Origin of the sequence: Enterococcus sp. AZ040 (genome assembly GCF_050499185.1) — a bacterium.
GTDB lineage: Bacteria > Bacillota > Bacilli > Lactobacillales > Enterococcaceae > Enterococcus_D > Enterococcus_D entomosocium.
On record NZ_JBMHEW010000001.1, the window covers coordinates 2,024,226 to 2,044,085 of the forward strand.

The 19,860-nt window shown below is 42.7% G+C and carries 23 protein-coding genes; all 23 read right to left on the reverse strand.

Annotation, left to right across the window (positions count from 1 at the left end):
• Positions 1-317: 317 nt before the first annotated feature.
• Positions 318-995, reverse strand: coding sequence for a phosphate signaling complex protein PhoU (phoU, locus tag IGK63_RS09365; RefSeq protein WP_008378477.1), 678 nt, complete (start codon positions 993-995; stop codon positions 318-320).
• Positions 996-1,006: 11 nt separating this feature from the next.
• Complete coding sequence (gene pstB, locus IGK63_RS09370) at positions 1,007-1,765, reverse strand: phosphate ABC transporter ATP-binding protein PstB (protein ID WP_005235379.1); 759 nt, start codon at positions 1,763-1,765, stop codon at positions 1,007-1,009.
• 31 nt (positions 1,766-1,796) lie between these two features.
• The gene (pstB, locus tag IGK63_RS09375) at positions 1,797-2,603 is read right to left on the reverse strand and encodes a phosphate ABC transporter ATP-binding protein PstB (RefSeq protein ID WP_005225783.1); all 807 of its coding nucleotides are present in this window, start codon (positions 2,601-2,603) and stop codon (positions 1,797-1,799) included.
• Between the two features lie 13 nt (positions 2,604-2,616).
• The gene (pstA, locus tag IGK63_RS09380; RefSeq protein WP_008378478.1) at positions 2,617-3,501 is read right to left on the reverse strand and encodes a phosphate ABC transporter permease PstA; all 885 of its coding nucleotides are present in this window, start codon (positions 3,499-3,501) and stop codon (positions 2,617-2,619) included.
• Positions 3,501-4,421: a phosphate ABC transporter permease subunit PstC gene (pstC, locus tag IGK63_RS09385; RefSeq protein WP_005235375.1), complete on the reverse strand. Its 921-nt coding sequence runs from the start codon at positions 4,419-4,421 to the stop codon at positions 3,501-3,503. The genes pstA and pstC overlap by 1 nt, the downstream gene beginning before the upstream one ends.
• A gap of 97 nt (positions 4,422-4,518) precedes the next feature.
• Complete coding sequence (locus IGK63_RS09390) at positions 4,519-5,373, reverse strand: phosphate ABC transporter substrate-binding protein PstS (protein WP_008378479.1); 855 nt, start codon at positions 5,371-5,373, stop codon at positions 4,519-4,521.
• Positions 5,374-5,772: 399 nt separating this feature from the next.
• The gene (locus tag IGK63_RS09395; RefSeq protein ID WP_008378480.1) at positions 5,773-6,504 is read right to left on the reverse strand and encodes an alpha/beta hydrolase; all 732 of its coding nucleotides are present in this window, start codon (positions 6,502-6,504) and stop codon (positions 5,773-5,775) included.
• Between the two features lie 96 nt (positions 6,505-6,600).
• Positions 6,601-8,274 carry a DNA repair protein RecN gene (gene recN / locus IGK63_RS09400; RefSeq protein ID WP_008378481.1) on the reverse strand — a complete coding sequence of 558 codons (1,674 nt, stop codon included), beginning with the start codon at positions 8,272-8,274 and terminating at the stop codon, positions 6,601-6,603.
• A 15-nt stretch (positions 8,275-8,289) separates the two neighbouring features.
• The gene (gene argR, locus IGK63_RS09405; RefSeq protein ID WP_005235362.1) at positions 8,290-8,739 is read right to left on the reverse strand and encodes an arginine repressor; all 450 of its coding nucleotides are present in this window, start codon (positions 8,737-8,739) and stop codon (positions 8,290-8,292) included.
• Positions 8,740-8,836: 97 nt separating this feature from the next.
• On the reverse strand, positions 8,837-9,658 hold the full coding sequence (locus tag IGK63_RS09410) for a TlyA family RNA methyltransferase (RefSeq protein ID WP_008378483.1): 822 nt from the start codon (positions 9,656-9,658) through the stop codon (positions 8,837-8,839).
• Positions 9,655-10,551, reverse strand: a complete 897-nt coding sequence (locus tag IGK63_RS09415) for a polyprenyl synthetase family protein (RefSeq protein ID WP_005235358.1) — start codon at positions 10,549-10,551, stop codon at positions 9,655-9,657. The genes IGK63_RS09410 and IGK63_RS09415 overlap by 4 nt, the downstream gene beginning before the upstream one ends.
• A complete protein-coding gene (locus IGK63_RS09420) occupies positions 10,548-10,769 on the reverse strand; it encodes an exodeoxyribonuclease VII small subunit (protein ID WP_005235356.1) in 222 nt (73 codons plus the stop codon). Before IGK63_RS09420 ends, IGK63_RS09415 begins: the two co-directional genes overlap by 4 nt.
• Entirely contained in the window at positions 10,750-12,102 is a 1,353-nt protein-coding gene (xseA, locus tag IGK63_RS09425; RefSeq protein WP_016612244.1) for an exodeoxyribonuclease VII large subunit, read from the reverse strand. The genes IGK63_RS09420 and xseA overlap by 20 nt, the downstream gene beginning before the upstream one ends.
• Positions 12,103-12,954 carry a bifunctional methylenetetrahydrofolate dehydrogenase/methenyltetrahydrofolate cyclohydrolase gene (locus IGK63_RS09430; RefSeq protein ID WP_005235351.1) on the reverse strand — a complete coding sequence of 284 codons (852 nt, stop codon included), beginning with the start codon at positions 12,952-12,954 and terminating at the stop codon, positions 12,103-12,105.
• A gap of 293 nt (positions 12,955-13,247) precedes the next feature.
• On the reverse strand, positions 13,248-13,712 hold the full coding sequence (nusB, locus tag IGK63_RS09435) for a transcription antitermination factor NusB (RefSeq protein ID WP_016612245.1): 465 nt from the start codon (positions 13,710-13,712) through the stop codon (positions 13,248-13,250).
• Positions 13,705-14,130: an Asp23/Gls24 family envelope stress response protein gene (locus IGK63_RS09440; RefSeq protein WP_005225770.1), complete on the reverse strand. Its 426-nt coding sequence runs from the start codon at positions 14,128-14,130 to the stop codon at positions 13,705-13,707. Before IGK63_RS09440 ends, nusB begins: the two co-directional genes overlap by 8 nt.
• A gap of 209 nt (positions 14,131-14,339) precedes the next feature.
• On the reverse strand, positions 14,340-15,404 hold the full coding sequence (locus tag IGK63_RS09445) for a M24 family metallopeptidase (RefSeq protein ID WP_005235349.1): 1,065 nt from the start codon (positions 15,402-15,404) through the stop codon (positions 14,340-14,342).
• Between the two features lie 214 nt (positions 15,405-15,618).
• Complete coding sequence (locus tag IGK63_RS09450) at positions 15,619-15,858, reverse strand: GlsB/YeaQ/YmgE family stress response membrane protein (RefSeq protein WP_005225767.1); 240 nt, start codon at positions 15,856-15,858, stop codon at positions 15,619-15,621.
• Between the two features lie 74 nt (positions 15,859-15,932).
• A complete protein-coding gene (locus tag IGK63_RS09455; RefSeq protein WP_005235348.1) occupies positions 15,933-16,298 on the reverse strand; it encodes a DUF956 family protein in 366 nt (121 codons plus the stop codon).
• A 116-nt stretch (positions 16,299-16,414) separates the two neighbouring features.
• A complete protein-coding gene (locus IGK63_RS09460; RefSeq protein WP_005235347.1) occupies positions 16,415-17,326 on the reverse strand; it encodes a PTS system mannose/fructose/sorbose family transporter subunit IID in 912 nt (303 codons plus the stop codon).
• A 20-nt stretch (positions 17,327-17,346) separates the two neighbouring features.
• Positions 17,347-18,150, reverse strand: coding sequence for a PTS mannose/fructose/sorbose transporter subunit IIC (locus IGK63_RS09465; RefSeq protein ID WP_008378492.1), 804 nt, complete (start codon positions 18,148-18,150; stop codon positions 17,347-17,349).
• Positions 18,151-18,180: 30 nt separating this feature from the next.
• Positions 18,181-19,173: a mannose/fructose/sorbose PTS transporter subunit IIA gene (locus tag IGK63_RS09470; RefSeq protein WP_008378493.1), complete on the reverse strand. Its 993-nt coding sequence runs from the start codon at positions 19,171-19,173 to the stop codon at positions 18,181-18,183.
• A gap of 68 nt (positions 19,174-19,241) precedes the next feature.
• On the reverse strand, positions 19,242-19,736 hold the full coding sequence (locus IGK63_RS09475; RefSeq protein ID WP_026008065.1) for a PTS system mannose/fructose/N-acetylgalactosamine-transporter subunit IIB: 495 nt from the start codon (positions 19,734-19,736) through the stop codon (positions 19,242-19,244).
• Positions 19,737-19,860: the final 124 nt, after the last annotated feature.

A 19,860-nucleotide genomic window follows, 5' to 3' on the forward strand; every position in this document is an offset into this window, starting at 1 on the left:
AAGTTTCAGCTAATAGCAGCCTTGAGGAATAGGCCTGCTAGAGTAAATGATCTATTGTTCATTTCACTGCGGGTCGGGGATGAAAAGAGCAGAAGGTTCAACTTGAAAAATTCGGTTACGATAGAATCGATTTCCATTGTCCATCTTTAGGGAAGCCATTTTATAATTTGTCTATCTTGTTCACGTCATCTATTTCAGTGATTCTTCCAAATCAAAAAGACCGCCGAGAGAAGTTACTCCTTAAAGGTCAACTTCTTTCGGCGGTCTGTCCCATCTCTTTTAAAAGAGATAAGTGATCAAGAACCTAAGCTGGTTTCTTAAATCATTTCCGTACGGTTTGTATTCAATTCACTGATTTTCCCAGTAGCAAGATACACGATCCATTCACAAATATTCGTTACGTAGTCACCGATACGTTCTAAGTACTGTGCAACAGATAAATAATCGGTTCCACTAACAACGGTTTCCGGATTTTCTTTCATACTCTCGATCGTTTTGTAATAGATGTCTTTGTAATACTCATTGACCCGATCATCCATTTGGGCAATCATACGGGCATCTTCTTGGTCAGTTTTTACATAGGCAACTAAAACATTATCGACCATTTTCTTCACATAATCCGACATATCAGAAATTTCTTTTTCGATTTCGGCGATCCGTGTTTCACCTTTGACCCGAATCGTTGACTTCGCGATCGATACTGCATGGTCTCCCATTCGTTCCAAGTCAGAGCTGGCTTTCATTACAGTAATGATCATTCGTAGATCGGTGGTTACTGGTTGTTGCAAAGCAATCATTTCAAAGCTCTTTTTCTCCAAACGAACTTCCATATTGTTGATCGCCAAATCATTTTCAATCACTTCTTGAGCAATTGCTTTATCATGTCTGACATATGCTCGTACGGATTTGTGGATCGCGCTGCTGACTAGCATCCCCATCTCATAAAATTGATTGTGTAGATTTAATAATTCTTCTTCAAACTGTGTACGCAACATCCCTTTTCCTCCTAACCAAATCTTCCTGAGATATAATCTTCTGTTTCTTTTTTGCTTGGACTTAGGAACACTTTTTTCGTGTCATTAAACTCGATCAAGTTGCCGTCCAAAAAGAACGCGGTTTTATCTGAGATTCTTGAAGCTTGTGACATGTTGTGAGTCACGATGATCATGGTATAGCGTTCTTTCAGTGCCAAAAGGGTATTCTCGATTTTCCCAGATGAAATTGGGTCTAACGCACTGGTTGGTTCATCCAGCAAAATGATTTCTGGATCGACAGCCAATACCCGAGCGATGCATACCCGCTGCTGTTGTCCACCGGATAAAGATAGCGCACTTTGGTGAAGCTTATCTTTGACATCTTCCCAGACAGACGCTGCTTTCAAGCTTTCCTCTACCGTCTTATCAAGAATCGCCTTGTCCGTGACTCCTTTTAATTTTAACCCATAAATCACATTTTCGTAAATTGAAAAGGGAAATGGATTCGGTTGCTGAAAAACCATCCCGATTTCTTTACGCAAATCAACGATGTCTTGCTTCGGACTATAAATGTCTTTCCCTTTATAGACAACACTTCCTGTAATTGTCACACCAGGGATCAAATCATTCATTCGATTAAGAGAACGCAAGTAGGTCGATTTCCCACAACCTGAAGGACCGATCATCGCAGTGATCTCGCCTTTTTTGATGGAAAGGTCGATTCCTTTTAATGCTTCTTTTTTTCCGTAGTATAAATGCAGATCTTTCGATGTAATAATTTCTTCTGCCATTGTTTTGCCTCCGTTTACTGATCGAATCGGCTCAGCCAAAATGACCGGATACGTAATCTTCTGTTGCTTTAATTTTTGGACGAGTAAATATCTTACGGGTCTCATCGTACTCGATCGCATTTCCTAAGTAGAAAAAGGCGGTATAATCGCTGATCCGAGCAGCTTGCTGCATGTTGTGGGTCACGATGATGATTGAATAGTCGTTTTTCAAGTTGATAAGAGTTTCTTCCACTGTCCCGGTTGAGATGGGGTCAAGGGCACTAGCTGGTTCATCTAGAAGCAAAATATCTGGTTTCATCGCAATTGCTCGAGCGATACACAGACGTTGCTGCTGTCCACCGGACAATGCCAAAGCACTTTTGTCTAAGCTGTCCTTTACTTGATCCCAAAGTGCGGCTTGTTTCAAGCTGGTTTCGACTGCTTCATCCAATTTCTTTTTGTTTCTTTCTCCATGACGTCGCAAAGCAAAGGCGATGTTGTCATAGATCGATTTACTGAAAGGGTTTGGTCGTTGGAAAACCATGCCGATCCGCTTACGCATTTCGAAGACATCGACTTCTTTCGTGTTCACGTCGACCCCTTTGTACATGATGTTTCCTGTGACTCTCGTATTTGCGATTCCGTCATTCATTCGATTCAAGGAACGCAGATACGTTGATTTTCCGCAACCAGAGGGACCGATCAATGCGGTGATTTTATTCTTTTCAAATTGTAGATCAATGCCTTTGATGGCTTCATTTGATCCATACCATACATGCAAGTCAGTGGTATAAAGCGCCACATCTTCTGGTTTATCGAAGGTAATGATATTTCGATCATCCCAATTGTAATCGTTCATACTGTCATTCTCCTTATGCTGACGTCATTTTCTTGTACAACCGTTTGCCAGCTGCACGGGCGCCAAAGTTAAATAGCAAGACGGCAATGATCAATACTGCCGAAGCTCCAGCTGAAACTTGTGCGCCATCAGGCATCGTGCCCTCTGTATTGATTTTCCAAATATGGACTGCCAGCGTCTCCGCTTGTCGGAAAAGACCGATCGGGCTGGAAACACTCAATGGATTCCAGTTTGTAAAATCAAGGGCCGGTGCACTTTGTCCTGCAGTATAGATCAGCGCTGCCGCTTCACCAAAAATCCGACCAGAACTTAGAATGACCCCAGTCAAAATCCCTGGTGTTGCTTCTGGAACAATGATGCGTGTGACCGTTTCCCAACGTGACAAACCAAGAGACAAGCCTGCTTCACGTTGCGTGTAATGAATTGCTTGAAGTGATTCTTCTACATTTCTCGTCAATAGTGGCAAATTGAAGAAGGTCAATGCCAAGGCACCAGAAATAATTGAAAAGCCATAACCAAACTGAATAACAAAGACTAAGAAACCAAAGAGACCGACAACCACTGAAGGCAGTGAGCTCAAAATCTCGATCGATGTCCGAATGATATCCGTTAACCAGTTTTTCTTTGCATACTCTGATAAGTAGATCCCCGCTCCTAAAGAAATCGGGAAGCTAATGATCATTGTTACTAAAAGCAAGTAAAGGGAATTGAACAATTGGATGCCGATCCCGCCGCCTTCTTGATACGCTTTTGAAGAAGAGGTCAGAAATTCCCAGCTAATGTGAGGAACCCCCCGAACCAAAATGTACAGTAATAAGGAAGCCAAAATCAAAACAATGATTCCAGCAACGGCATACAAGACGCCGGTAGCAATTTTATCTGAACGTTTTGCATTCATTATTTCAAGGCTCCTTTCTTCCCAATAAAGCGAATAACAATGTTAAATAGTAAGGACATCAATAACAAGATCAAGGCTAATGACCATAAAACATTATTTTGGACTGTCCCCATGATCGTATTTCCGATACCCATCGTTAGGATAGAAGTCAATGTTGAAGCTGGTGTCACTAAGCTAGTTGGCATCAATGCCGCATTACCAATAACCATTTGAATCGCCAATGCTTCACCAAACGCCCGCGCCATTCCAAAAACAACCGCTGTTAAAATACCAGGAACAGCTGCTCGTAAAACAACTTTGTAAATCGTTTGCCAGCGAGTCGCACCTAAAGCTAACGAAGCTTCACGATAATGCCGTGGAACTGCCCGCAAAGCGTCGACAGTCATCGTAGTCACTGTCGGTAAGATCATGATAAACAGGACAAACGTCCCTGCCAAGATCCCAAAACCAGTACCGCCAAAAACGGAGCGGACTGCTGGTACAACGACAGACAAACCGATGAATCCATAAACAACTGAAGGGATACCGACTAAAAGTTCGATGACCGGCTGCAAGATCTTCTCTCCATTACGAGGTGAGATTTCTACCATAAAGACGGCTGCACCGATGGCAAAAGGTGTTGCCACGATCGCTGATAAGAACGTTACGAAGAACGATCCTAGAATCATCGGCAAGGCACCAACTAACGGTTGTCCATCAGGTCCCACAGCACTCGGATTCCATTGGGTACCAAACAAAAAGTCAAACACATTGACTTTGTCTACAAAGAATGTCGCTAATCCTCGGCTAGCAACGAAATAAAAAATGGAGATCACAACCAAAACAATCAACGCGATACAAAGAAAACTGATTAGTTTTCCTCTTTGTTCCATTCTTGCGCGCTTAGATTTTTTTGTTAACACTTCTTTTACATTTTCCACGAGGGTTCCTCCTCAAAAATCAAACTAAACTCATAACCATTAGTTTATCGGTTCAACATCAATTTCTGTTAAAGCTTGTGTAAATTTTGTGTAAAGATTATTCAACAATATTGCCTTCCCAGTCTCTTTCCACCTGCATGATGGAAATTGGAATATAGCCTAGATCCCCAACGATATGCTCTTGGACTTCGTCAGAAAGCATATATTCTAAAAACTCAGCAGTTAATCCGGTTGGTTCTCCTTTTGTATACATATGCTCATACGCCCAAACTTTCCAATCATTCGTCGTCACATTTTCAATCGTAGGTTCAACGCCATCAATTGAAAGGACATTGACTTCATCAGTCACATAAGAAAATGCAACGTAGCTAATAGCCCCTGGTGTATCAGAAACGATCGAGCGTACCATCCCACTAGAATCTTGCTCTTGAGAAGGAATAGCGGTTTCGCCATCCATGATCCATTTTTCAAATGTGCTTCTCGTACCACTACCTGTCGCCCGGTTCAATAAAACGATTGGCAGATCATTTCCACCGACTTCGCTCCAATTGGTGATCTTTCCTAAGAAGATATTTTTTAGATCTTCTGTGGAAATGTCTGTGATACCAACTCCTTTGTTAACGATTGGTGTGATTCCCACCGTTGCCACCCGATGATCAACAAGGGCATCAGCATCGATTCCTGGCTTTTCTTCCGCAAACAAATCAGAATTTCCGATATCGACTGCACCGGCTTGGACTTGACTTAGTCCAGTTCCGCTTCCGCCTCCTTGGACATTGATGAACCGACCTGGATTTGAGTTTTGAAATTCTTCTGCAACTGTTTCTACTAGCGGCTGCAAAGCAGAGGAACCGACTGCGGTGATCGATTCTCCTCTATCTGCCCAGCTTGCACATCCTGAGAGTAAAATAACCAATCCGATAATAGGACTTAGAAGTTTAAATTTTTTCATCATAACGCTCCTTGTACTTTCGTAAGTCATTGATCTTAAAAATCAATTATTTTCATTTTACCATTAGTTGAATTTAATGAAAATTATTATTTGCTTTTTTTTCTGGAACAGCGTCCGTTCGTTTATTTAAAACGCTTTTTTTCTTTCTCAAAATAACTGTTTCGTAAAAAAAATGACAGAATTTCTTAATTAAATTACGTGCATCCAGAAGGTATGCTATGCTATACTGTGAGAGGAAACGTATTTTAAAAGAACATAATTATTAATCTTGCTTCCCCAATCAAGTACAATATGTTGTTATGTTCAGCGTTTTCACGATTTCATCAACATTTCCCCAAAATGTCTGTTGAATCGAAACGGCAGAAAGAAGCATTTCTATGCATCTTCTGCCGTCTTTTTTTACTCTAATTCACTTAGCCACGCAGCCATCTGCTCAACGATGGCTTTTTGCTGTGCTTCATTTGATAAATCAGCAGCGGCTTCTCCTTTTTGTAACCCATAGGTACCAAAGCCAGCATGATTGCCGCCTTCGATCGTTTGGAACGTGGTAGATTCTGGAAGGAAGCTGCGGGCAGCTTGCCAATTTTCTTGATTGACCACCTGATCTTGACTCCCTGTCAACGATAGCACAGAAATCGACTGATCAGCCAAAGACCCTTTTTCATCGGGATAGCTTGCGAAGAAAAAGACCCCTTTTAAATCCTTGTCGTTTGCAGCCAATTGATTCGCTGCAAAACGGCTCGCCATTACCCCACCTAATGAATGACCACCAATGACATAGGAGTTATGGGGAATTTCTTTCAAGACCTCTTCTGCACGATTGCCTGATAAAACAGCCATGTTAAAGGGCATTTTAACGATCGCGACAGGATAGCCTTTTTCCGCTAAACCTGCTGCCCATACACTATAGCTTTCCGCATCGACAAGGGCGCCGGGATAGAAAATGACCAATGGCTTTTCTTCATCTCCAGCAAAATAAAGGACATTCCCCTCATCTTCTGCCTCTTTCGCAGCTGTGACTGCAGCATCAACTGCTGGGTAGTGTAGTTGTTGCCAACCGATCCAACCGGCAATAGTTAAAATAACAACGGTGACCAATACACCAATCAAAACTTTTGTTCTTTTTCTCATCATATCCTCCTGCAAAAAAGAAGATCAGGAAAGGATGGCAGACGAAACTTGCTGGTCCATCATCTCCTGAATCTTTCTACGAATGTTTCCCAATTTTTATCGGTGTGCAAGTGCCAATAGTTCTCGTGCATGTTCGATCGTTAAATCGGTGATTTCTGCACCTGAGAGCATACGGGCGATCTCTGCCACCCGTTCTTCTTTAGATAGTTTACGGACGTGGGTTTCTGTCCGTCCTTCTTGAATTGCTTTTTCAATAAAATATTGATTATCCGCTACAGCAGCTACTTGCGGCAAGTGAGTGATACACAAAACTTGCGAATTGGCTGCGATCTTGGCGATTTTTTCAGCAATTGCTTGGGCTACTCGGCCACTGACCCCAGTATCAACTTCGTCAAAAACAATACTGGTGATTCCTTGTTTCCGAGAGAAAATTGATTTGAGGGCCAGTAAGATCCGTGAAAGTTCTCCCCCAGAAGCAACCCGCACCAACGGCTTCATGCCTTCACCAGGATTTGTGGTCAAATAAAATTCTACGGTGTCAAATCCGCTGCTACTCAATTGTTTTGAGCCAGGTGCAAACCGTACTTCAAATTGTGCGTGCTCCATGTACAGCTCTTTTAACTCTTGAACGATTTCTTTTTCTAAACGATGAGCCAGTTCACGTCGTTTGACGTGCAAGGCTTCCGCCAGCTGCCAAACTGCTTCAGCTTTTTGGGCAAGCTCTTCTTCTAATTGCTCCAACTGACCTTCTGTATAGGCAGACTCGCTGATTTCTTTACTGATCTCATCATAGTAAGCAAGAATCACAGGAATCGACTCCCCGTATTTGCGCTTCAATTGACGAATCGTTTCCAGCCGCGAAATGACTTCTTCCAGTCGGCCTTCATCTAATTCAAGATTGTCGACTTGCCGCGAAATATCAGTGGCTGCATCTTGCAACAAGTAATACGCACTTTGGATCGCTTCACTGATTTTTTCGTAAGCCGGATCAAGATGGGCGATTGACTGGATCTCGGATAAAGCTACACTGACCCCATCTAGGCTATTGACTTCTTCGGCAGATAAGGCACCATAGCTTTGCCCTAGAGCATCCACGATTTTTTGATAATTGGTCAGTTTTTCTCGTTCATCGATCAGCAGTTCTTCTTCATTTCCCATCAATTCTGCTTGGGCGATTTCTTCTTGTTGAAAACGCAACATGTCCATTCGCTGGACATATAGCTGTTCATTTTCTTGAATGGTCCTGACGTGTTTTTCTAAAGAGCGATAGCTTTGATAGGCTTGACGGTAATCCGCAAGCTCCGCTTTAAAGCTATCATCCCCAAACCCATCCATCAAGGTCAAATGTTTTTCTGGCTGCAGCAGCTCTTGATGCTCATTTTGTCCTTGGATATCGACCAAGAATAAACCGATTTGACGCAAAACCGACAAGGTAACGGTTCGACCATTGACACGACAAATATTTTTCCCCGATTGAGAGATATCTCGTTGTACGATCAAAACTTCTTCTTCATCAATACCTAAATCTGCGGTCAAGTCTTTGAACTCCTGCTGATTCGGCCATTCGAAGATCCCTTCTAAACGGCATTTCTCTGCTCCTTGACGCAAATAGTCGCTGGAACCTCTACCGCCTGCTAGCAAACCCATCGCATCGATAATAATTGATTTCCCGGCACCTGTCTCACCTGTCAGTGCCGTCATTCCCTCATGGAAAGATAAGTGCAAGTTGGAAATAATCGCAAAATTTTGGATCGACAATTCTAAAAGCATCCCTTGCCTCCTCTTCTAAACGTAACGTTGGAAATCCCTGAATAGGTTCTCGGTATCTGCTTCTGTTCTAGTGATCATCAAGACGTTGTCATCATCGTTTAACGTGCCAAATAATTCCTTGGCATAACGTTTATCGATTAAATTCGCCAAAGCCGAGGCATTGCCGGGCAGTGTGCGCAGGATCACAAATTTGTCCATTCGATCGACAGAAACAAAAGCCGTTTTTAGGATTTTATCTAGTTTACCACTCACGTCTTCCGTTGTCTCTTGCGGGATACTGTAGCGATAGCCACCTTTTTGGGAAGGAACTTTCACTAACTTCAATTCCTTGATATCTCTTGATATGGTTGCTTGTGTGACTGAGACGCCGCGATCTTTTAACAACTCGACAAAATCTTCTTGTTTCTGAATATCTTGTTCACTTAACAATCGTGTAATCAAGCGATGCCGTTCTTTTTTTCTCATCTCTTGTTCCTCCTGAATGAATTCCTACTAATTTTATCCTATTTTGCGCAAGAAAGAAAGAGAGCCGACAAGTAAAATGTCCACTCTCTTCCATTCTTTATTTTGGTTGATGAAAGGTCTCATGTGCTGATGCAACAACTTTCGGGATATCGATCCCTACTGCGGTACCTTCTTGCAGGCTTTTCTTTAAATGTACGATAAACTCGATATTCCCTTCGCCACCAGTGATTGGTGAAAAACTTAGGTTTAAGACATCGAAGTTTGTTTTCTTAGCAAATGCTAGTACTTCCTCCAAAACTCGTTCATGGGTTTTGGGATCACGAACGATCCCATTTTTCCCGACTGCTTCTTTGCCCGCTTCAAATTGCGGTTTAATCAGCGCCATCACTTCGCCATCCGCTACCAAAATATCATATAGCGGGGGTAAAATCAGTTTAAGTGAAATAAAAGAAACATCGATCGTAGCGGCATCTGGAAGACCGTCTAAAAAATCAGTTGGTTTTGCATAACGGAAGTTGACCCGCTCCATTACGATCACTCGCTCATCTTGCCGCAGCTTCCAGGCTAACTGATTGTAACCGACATCCAATGCATAGCTTTTTTTGGCACCATTTTGCAATGCCGCATCAGTAAAACCACCGGTGGATGCGCCGATGTCTAACATGATTTTATCGGTTACGTCAAAATCAAAGACTTTGAGTGCTTTTTCTAACTTGAGACCACCACGAGAAACATAAGGCAGCTTTTTGCCTTTGATCTGCAGCAGCGTATCTGCGGCAATTTTTTCTCCCGGCTTATCTAGGCGCTCATTATTTTTTTCTTTGTACACCAATCCAGCCATCACTCCCCGTTTGGCTTGCTCTCGGGTCTCAAACAGGCCTTGCTGGACAGCTAAAACATCTACTCGTTCTTTCTTCATGCGTTCCCTCGAATCTCAAATCGTTCCACAAATGCCAACAAAACATCCGGCGTAAATTGACCGTATTGACTTAATTGCGCCAGAATTTCTTTGGCCTTGCCTAATTCTTCTGTCAAGGCTTGCTGCGCGCCTGCTAAGCCAAGTAAAGCAGGATAGGTACTTTTCGCCAATTCGTCATCTCGACGGACAACTTTGCCTAGCTCTTCGGTCGTACTAGTGGCATCCAGCAGATCGTCGCGAATTTGAAAGGCTAACCCAATATGCTGGGCAAAGCGATCCAATTCATGCAGAACTTCTTCCGTCTGGTCGGCTAAGACACCTCCAGCAATCACCGCAAAGCGGATCAATTCTCCAGTTTTCCGTTCATGAATGGACATCAGTTCCTCAAGACTAAGGGCTTGGTTTTCTCCTTGAATATCAGCTGCTTGGCCGGCGACCATGCCTTGTGTTCCCGCCGCTTTACTCAATTGCTGCAGCAGCAAGACTTTTTGATTGGCTTCGATCTCCGCCATAGCGACTAATTGAAATGCAGCCGTCAAAAGACCATCTCCAGCTAAAATCGCTAAAGCTTCACCAAAAACCTTATGGTTGGTAGGTTTGCCTCGACGCAGATCATCGTTGTCCATTGCTGGCAGATCATCATGGATCAGCGAATACGTATGCACCATTTCTAGGGCTGCCGCACACTGGTACACCGCGGTATTGACGGGTTTGTGAAAAGCGGCGACTGTTGCTGCCAATAAAAGCGGGCGAATACGTTTGCCGCCAGCTTGGATCGAATACTGCATGCTTTTAAACAATCGTTGATCAGAGGTGTGTTCTTTGACAAAGCGCTCCATGACTTCTTCAATCAATGGGGCGTGTTCTTTTGTGAATTCTGTTAAAGCACTCATTGGTTTTCCTCTTCAAAAGGCACTTCTTCGTTAGATTCTGTCATCATTTTTGTTAAGGACTTTTCCGCTTTACTCAAAGTGTCCTTGCATTGCTTACTCAAAACCATCCCTTTTTGAAAAGCATCTAGTGCCTCTTCTAAGGGAACATCCCCTTGTTCCAAACGGGTTACAATTTGTTCTAATTCTTGTAATGATTCTTCAAATGTTGGATTTGCCATGATTAACTCCTTCTGTACTAATAACTTCGACAAGTGCTTGGCCATCTTGGTAATGGATCGTCAGCTGGTCTTCTGGCTCGATCGTATCAATCGATTTGATTACCTGCTCATTTTTCGTGGTATAGCTGTAGCCCCGACCCATGATTTTCAGTGGGCTTAGCAAATCAAGAGATTGGACTGCATTTGCAAATTGATTTTCTTTTGCTGCATAAATATCTTTCATGGCTTTCATTAAGCGTTGGGAAAGATAACTGACCTCTTGGTTACTAGCTTGCAATCGCGCTTTTGGTTGTTGTTGTGCTAACCGTGAAATCAATTGCTGTGCATGGCGATCCTTGTCATAAAGCAAGGTTTGCAGACCTTGCTGCATCCGCTGCTGCAACTGATCGAGTTTGATGGACTGTGCCTCATACAAGCGCTCTGGTTGTCGAAAAACATATGATCCAATCACTCGCTGATAGCGTTCTTGTTTGTACTGGATCTGGTGCATAAAAGCTTGCTCTAATCGGGCTTGTCTTTCTTCGATCCGCAAAATCTCTTCTGATAGGACGGGCACTGCTAATTCGGCAGCTGCGGTCGGAGTTGCCGCCCGCACATCCGCCACTAAATCGGCAATTGTCGTATCAGTTTCATGCCCCACTGAAGAAATAATGGGGGTTTTTGCGTCAAAAATGGCTCTTGCCACTCGTTCTTCATTGAAAGGCCAGAGGTCCTCAATCGACCCACCCCCACGTCCGATGATCATAGTATCAAAGGTACCATCGGCTTCGACTCGTTGGATATTTTTCACCACATCATCCGCGGCTTTGTTGCCTTGTACCACGGTTGGATACAAAACGATCTGAGCAATGGGATAACGCCGCTGGGTCGTCGTGATGATATCTCTGATCACCGCCCCACTAGGACTGGTCAAGACTGCGATGCGTTTCGGGTATTTCGGCAACGACTGCTTCGGTGCAGAAAATAATCCTTCCGCTGCCAATTTCTGCTTTAATTGTTCATAGGCTTGATAAAGGGCACCGACACCGTCTGGTTCCATGTGATCGATCACCATCTGGTAATTTCCGCTTGCCTCATACAAGGTGATACGGCCAACCGCCATGACTTTCATGCCCTCTTCTGGTTGAAAGCGCAGCTTGTCAAAAGCGCCCTTGAACATGACGGTCGAAATTTTTGCACCATCATCCTTTAAACTAAAGTATTGGTGATTGGGGCGACGACGAAAATTAGAGATTTCCCCCGTCAAATAAACCCGTTCTAAATACGGATCGACGTCAAACTTACGCTTGATATATTTTGTTAATGCGGTCACCGTTAAATATTCTTGCGCCATTTAGTTTTTCATTGTCTCCTTTGCTGCCTCGATCGTTTGGGCCATCAACATCGTGATCGTCATTGGTCCTACACCTCTAGGTACCGGGGTGATATAGCTAGCGATCGGTTCGACTTCATCAAATTTCACATCGCCGATCAACTTGCCATTGGCATCCCGATTCATTCCTACATCGATCACCACGGCCCCTTCTTTTACGAAGTCTTTTGTGACAAAATGACCGCGGCCGATCGCCACGACTAAAATGTCCGCTTGCTTCGCTAACTCAGGCAGATTTTTGGTTTTTGAATGAGCAATAGTCACGGTGGCATTTGCCCCTAAGAGCAAGTGCGCCATCGGTTTTCCGACAATGTTGCTGCGGCCGATAACTAAAGCATTTTTCCCTTCCAATTCGATCCCATACGCAGCAAACATTTTCATGATGCCATAAGGGGTACAAGGAATTCGGTCAGGTACACCGGCAAATAATTTTCCTAAATTGATTGGATGAAAACCATCGACATCTTTTTCCGGTTTGATGGCTAACAGCACTTTTTCTTCATTGATATGTTTTGGCAAAGGAAGTTGAACCAAAATGCCGTGAAAGGCATCATCGTTATTGAACTGTTCGATTTCTGCTAATAATTCTGCCTCAGTAATGGATTCAGGATAGCGGGCAACACGGGAATTGATGCCGATTTTCGCCGCAGCTAGTTCTTTATTTTTCACATAAGTCTGGCTTGCTTTGTCTTCTCCAACAAGTAAAACAACTAATCCCGGTGTCACACCCTGCTCTTTTAGTGTTGCTGTCTCTGAAAGAAACGCCGCTTGCATTTTTTCAGCCAATTCTTTTCCATTGATCAATGTACCCATTCTGACAACTCCTCCAACCTGATTATACTGACTTATTTTGTAAAAAGAAACGCACCAATCGTTTGTCGATCTGCTTCTTCATGTTTTCTATCATAGCATTTTCTGAAAAGAAAAACACCGTCTAAGGCTCCCTTTTTTCGGAAAAAACGAGGTCAAACCGACAAAGTGTATGCAAAAAAACCGAACGATCAAGCAGGACCGTCAAAACAAGGCGGTTGCTCATAAATCGTTCGGTTTCTGCCTCGATCGAATAAAGGCTGTTTTCTTTTGTTCGATAGTGTTAAGGCTGAAAATTACTCACTTACTTGGTTGTTTTTTGTTTCTAGCTCTTGATTGACTGTCGATAAAATACCGTTGACAAACTTTCTTGACTGATCGTCACTAAAGGTTTTCGCTAATTCGATCGCTTCATTCAAAGCCACACGATTCGGCACATTATCCACATAGATCATTTCAAACAAAGCGATTCGTAAAATCGTCACGTCCATTTTTGATAAACGCTGGATTTTCCAACCGGCTTTTAGATGACTTTGAATGACTTCATCCAAGGCTTCTTTGTAATGACAGACACCTGCCACTAATTGATCTAAATAAACAGGGACAAAATGCTCTTGTTCTTCATCAATCAATTCATGGTGTTCCAACTCGATGGCATGCATGATGGCATCTTGTTTCGTTAAATCTTTGTTAAAGTCTAGTGGAAATAAAGCTTGTAACGCCATTTTCCGTATTTCATGCCGTGATAATTCTTTACTCATTTTCTTCCTCGTCGTTTCCAAATAATTCTTCGATGTCTGGTAAATCTACTTTTTCTGGCACGACTGCCACAACATGAACATTTACTTCAGCCAGTTGCACATCTGTCATAAATAAGACTTGCTGTTTGACCCGTTCTTGGATCTCCATTGCCACTTTAGGCACTGACATCCCATAAGTGATATAGCAGTAGATATCCACTTTGATCCCTGTTTCATCGATCGTTAAGTAGACTCCTTTGCCATGAGCTGCGCGGCCTAGTAATTCAGTGACACTGTTTGCCAGTGTTCCTCGCATCCCATAGACACCTTCCACTTTAGAAGCAGCGATCCCAATAATGATCTCGATCACTTCTGGCGCGATGACGATTTCGCCTAATTCAGGACTTGCATTTAATACAAGGTTTTTATCTTCATTCATACGTTTTTGCCTCCATTCTAAACAGCTGTACCGTATTGTTTGTAAAAAAATCGCTCGTTTTTTCCGTTTGAAGCAAGCCAGCGCTTGATTCAATCAATAACATCCATGGCACAGTGTTTCTTCTCGCTCTAAGTTTATCATTTTCTGCACTGAGAATCTATAATAACCCACTATTCTCAATGAATTTTCTGAAAAACAAGGTCGATGAATCAGAGAATGATCAATTCTTTCGGTGAATGTGTCAACACTTTATTACCAGTTTCAGTGATCAAAAGATCATCCTCGATACGAACGCCGCCAATTCCTGGAAGATAGATGCCTGGTTCATCTGTAATGACGTTTCCGACAACAAATGCTTTATCAGCACGGAAGGAGACATTTGGTCCTTCGTGGATTTCTAAACCAATCCCATGGCCTGTTGAATGACCAAAAGCATCCCCGTAGCCAAAGGAAGCTATGTGATCCCGGGCGATCGCATCTAGTTCAATTCCGGTCATTCCAGGTTTTGCTGCTGCCAAGACTTTTTCTTGTGCTTCTAGCACGATTTGATAGATTTCTTTCAATTTATCGCCAGGATCCCCCACAGCAAAAGTTCTGGTCATATCAGACACATAGCCTTGATAGTAACAGCCAAAGTCTAACGTGATCAGATCGCCTTGTTCAATCACTTTTTCACTGGCAACCCCATGGGGCATTGCTGAACGAAGACCACTGGCCACGATCGTTTCAAAAGATACGCTTGTGGCACCTAATGAACGCATAAAGAAATCTAACTGATTCGCCACTTCGATTTCGGTCATCCCTGGGCGGATCATTTTCAAAATATGTTCGAACCCTTGATCGGCGATATGGCAGGCTTGTTGGATCAATGCGATCTCTTCCTCATCTTTGACTTCCCGCAATGCCTCGATCATACCAGATACAGGAGCTAATGAGGATTCCTCAATCAAGTCTTCTAAGACGGAGTATTCAGCAAAGCTGACGAAACTTTCTTCAAATGCTAAGACATTGATTTCTTCCTTTTGGCAGATAGTTGCAACTTCTTCAAAAATCGGTCCACTATTTTTTACGATCTCAAATCCTTGGGCTTGGGCAGCTGCTTGCTCTGTATATCGGAAATCTGTTACAAAAAAAGCTTTGTCCAACGTAATGACTGCTAAACCAGTTGTACCAGTAAAGTTTGTCAAGTAACGCAAATTGTATGGGCTGGTGATCAAGAACCCATCAATCGAATCTTTTCTCATTGCTTCACGTAATTTTTCAACTCTTAACATGTATCGTTCCCTACTTTCTTGTTCTATACGATAGTATTATAACAAACTTCCAGAAAAAGCGGAAAGTAAGCGAAAAGTTTTCTAAAAAATCAAACAATACGAACCTAAAGAATGGTGTTTTAAAAAGACTCTAGTTGGCTCTCTCGTTGTTCTTTTCTAGATAACTTTAATCCACAAAAAAAGCAACCCAATCAACGGATTGCTTCTTTGATAATTATCTTTTACGTCCCAAAAAGAATGATACGACAGCCACGAAAATGACTGCCCCAATGATTGCTGGCACGATTGCCATTCCTGCCACTTGCGGTCCCCAAGTGCCGAATAAACCTTGTCCGATTGATGCGCCCACAAGTCCTGCCACGATATCAAAAATGCAACCGCGTTTTTCTCCTGCGATGGCGCCACCGATTGAACCGATGACCGCTCCCACGATCAATGTCCATAAAAAGTGCATAATAACCCCTCCTAAACTTTCTTATAAAAAGGGTAACATATTGAGAATCAATTGGAAAAACATATGCTCTCTTGTTATTTTCTACGGGTAATTGCCCGTTTCAAGATATCGAAAAAGCCAAGAGAATGGACCATATGATCTGGGTCAACGTATTCGCGAATTGCCCGCAGAACTTTTTTTGGTTCTTTTGATGAGAAGGTATATGTCCCATTCTTTTTGGTCCGAATCGCATACCGTGGGATCCAGCGTCCTTTGAACAAGACCGAAGCGATCACATAGTCGACATCTTCCCAAGGAATTTGAATAAACTTGCGTTTGTCACGATCATTATAAAACTCAAAGGCATTATCGCCGATCATTATTTTGCCGTATTCATTGATACCTAAAAAAGACGTAGCATCGATCGTCAAATCAACTTTTGTATTAAGGGATTGTACCATTTGCGCTTACTCCATTCTATATCGTCTTATCGTTACCTATTATACGTGTTTGCGGCATGTTTGGCGAATAAATAAAAAGATGCTTGGGTCTCCCCAAGCACCTATCATTGAAAAGATTATAACAATCCGATCAAGTGTCCACCGATACCGACTAAGAATAGACCGATAATAATGACGATTGGAGAAACTTTTTTCTTCAATAACCACATACATAACAAAGTAAGCAATAGTGCAGCTAAACCAGGAATCAATTGATCCAAGTTGTTTTGCAATGTTGTTACTTTTGTATCAGTCAATGCACGGCCTTCAGCTACTTGTTGGAAGGCTTGTTGCAAACCAGCTGAACCAGAAGGCAAGTTCGCCCAGTCGACATAAGCACCTTCATCAAGCGGTACGCTTGAGACAACTGGTGCAAAGGAAATCGATACCCAACGTTGAACAAGTGACCCTAATACGAACATCCCTAAAATAGAAGCACCTTTTGTTACATCTTGTAGCAAACCACCTGAAAGGTCATCTGTGATTTTAGAACCAGCACGGTAGCCGAATTCTTGTGTGTACCACATAAATGCCCAACGGATGATGTTCCAAGCAACGAAGAAGATGATTGGGCCTAAGATGTTTCCGCCTAAAGCAAGAGAAGCACCTAATGCACCTAACATCGGACGTACAGTAAACCAGAACACAGGGTCACCGACACCGGCTAAAGGACCCATCATCCCAACTTTTACCCCTTGGATCGCTACGTCATCGACAGGCGCGCCATTGGCACGTTCTTCTTCTAACGCTAAAGTTACACCTAAGATTGGTGATGCGATATATGGGTGAGTATTAAAGAATTCTAAGTGACGCTTCAAAGCAGCGGCACGGTCTTCTTTTGTTTTGTATAATTTTTTGATTGCTGGAATCATTGAGAATGCCCAACCACCATTTTGCATACGTTCATAGTTCCATGAACCTTGAATGAAGGTAGAGCGCCATGCTACGGCTAAACGATCTTTTTTATTTAATTGAATTTTTTCTGCCATTTTTTTCTCCTCCTTCGATTCTAATAGTCATTCAAGATATCGCCTAGAGGGTCGCCAGTGTTGCTGCCGCCGCCTCCATTTGATGATCCGCCCATTTTAGTTAGGTTCAAGTAGATCAATGCGATTGCTACTGCCAAGGCACCGATAGCGATCAATGTCAATTGAGAGATAGCTGCGATTACGAAACCGATAATAAAGAATGGCCATACTTCGCGAGTTGCCATCATGTTGATAACCATTGCGTAACCAACGGCAACAACCATACCACCACCGATAGCCATACCATCAGTTAACCATGCAGGCATTGATTCTAAGAAGTTTTGAACAGTTGCAGCAGGGATAGCCAACAATGCAGCTGCAGGAATCGCAATACGAACCCCTTGCATACATACAGCGATCACGTGCCACATTTCGATTTTACGAATGTTGCCTTCTTCAGCAGCAGCATCCATAAAGTGAACGATTGGCACAGCCAATGTACGAACGATCATTGTCAAGAACAACCCAGCAACAGCTAGAGGGATCGCAACGGCAATCGCTGTATCAACACCAGCAGTTCCTTGTCCACCTAAAACTAAAATAATTGCAGATGCGACAGACGCCAATGCAGCATCAGGTGCAACAGCGGCACCGATATTTGCCCATCCAAGTGCGATCATTTGTAATGATCCGCCCAAAATGATACATGCTTCCAAATTACCGGTCACTAAACCGATCAAAGTACACGCGATTAGCGGTTGATGGAATTGGAATTCATCCAAGATCCCTTCCATACCAGCTAAAAAGGCAACGAGTACTACTAATACCATAGATATAATAGTCATGATAGACCTCCTATTTAGTTGAATACGTTTCTATTTATTTGCCAATTCATTTTTGGCTTTGCGTAAGATTTCATCCATGTTGTCTCGAGAGTCATTTGGTACTTTACGCACATCGAATTTGATGCCGCGTTCTTTCAAATCTTCAAATGTATTCACATCATCTGTACCCATCGACAATACTTTACTTACAACAACTTTCCCAACAGAGTGAGCCATTGAACCAACGTTCACTTCAGTAATATCAACGCCACCTTCAACAGCACGTAATACATCTTGTGGGTTTTCAAATAATAGTAAAGCTTTCGTATTCCCGAAACGAGGGTCTTTAGAAACTTCAATCATTTTGTCCACTGGAATGACGTTCGCTTTTACTCCTGGAGGAGCTGCTTGTTCGATCAGTTTTTTACGCAAGTCATCTTTTGCCACCGCGTCAGAAACAACGATGATCCGAGATGGATTCACTGATTTTGTCCAAGCTGTAGCAACTTGACCATGCAACAAACGTGAATCGACACGAGCAAGTACGATTTTGATTTTGCCATCGCCTAGAACAGTTCCCGGAGGAAGTGATCCTTTAGGTTGATCGTCTTGCACTGCTTTTGGTGCTGAAGCTTCTTCTGGTTCAAGTTCTTCTGGTTTGACCTTGACCCCTTCTTTAGCTGTTTCAACGATATGCGCAGCAATTTCATGCGCTGTATTCATTGAAAAACGTGAAGCATAGGCTTCGATCACCATTGGTAAATTCATACCAGCAACGATTGCCCATTTGTCTTTGTGATCTTCAAACAAGCTGTTCGCTTGGTTGAAAGGAGTACCACCCCAAAGATCAACTAAGAATAATACTTCTTCTTGATCGTCAAATGTAGCAATTGCTTCTTGCATTTTTGCCTTGATGTCATCTGGACCTTCACTTGGCATCAATGTAACAGCTTTAACATTTTCTTGTTCGCCGAAGATCATTGAACCAGATTGCAAAATGCCGTTAGCAAATTCTCCATGACTTGCTAGGATAATTCCTACCATCTTTTTACCTCCTATATCAAAATTGAAAAATGTGACACGAATACGAAAGAAAAAACAACATCGAAAAACTAAGGGTGACTACCTTCTTTTTCCAAAATATCCTTCAAAAAGATTTTACGATCAGCTGGAACTTTGCGTATCTCCACTTCAATGCCTTGGTTTTGCAAGTAAAGCAATGAAGCAAGATCTTGATCATTGACTGACACGAAATTAGTGATCATTCGTTTTCCCATTGAAAAACTCATACCGCCGATATTGACGGAACGAATGTCAATGCCTCCTTTAACCAGAGTCACGACATCTTGAGGGTTGGTAAATAATAACATGACTTTTTGCGTATTAAATAATGTGTTATGCGCCACCTCAAGCATTTTCGCTACTGTCACCACATTGGATTTGATCCCTGGTGGAGCAGCTTCTTTCAAGAGAAACTTTCGTAATTGGTCATTTGCGACTTCATCACTGACCACGATGATTCGATTGATACCAGTCATTTTCGACCAAGCTGTGGCGACCTGACCATGAATCAACCGATCGTCGATTCGGGCAAGACGTATATCCATTCCCATTGTGCAAGCCTCCTACATCCATCGATCCGCTTTTCATATTGAGGATCTGTTCTTTTTTCAATCACCTCCTGTATCCACTTATATAGAAGCAAGAAGCGTGCCAAGTTTTTCCGATACA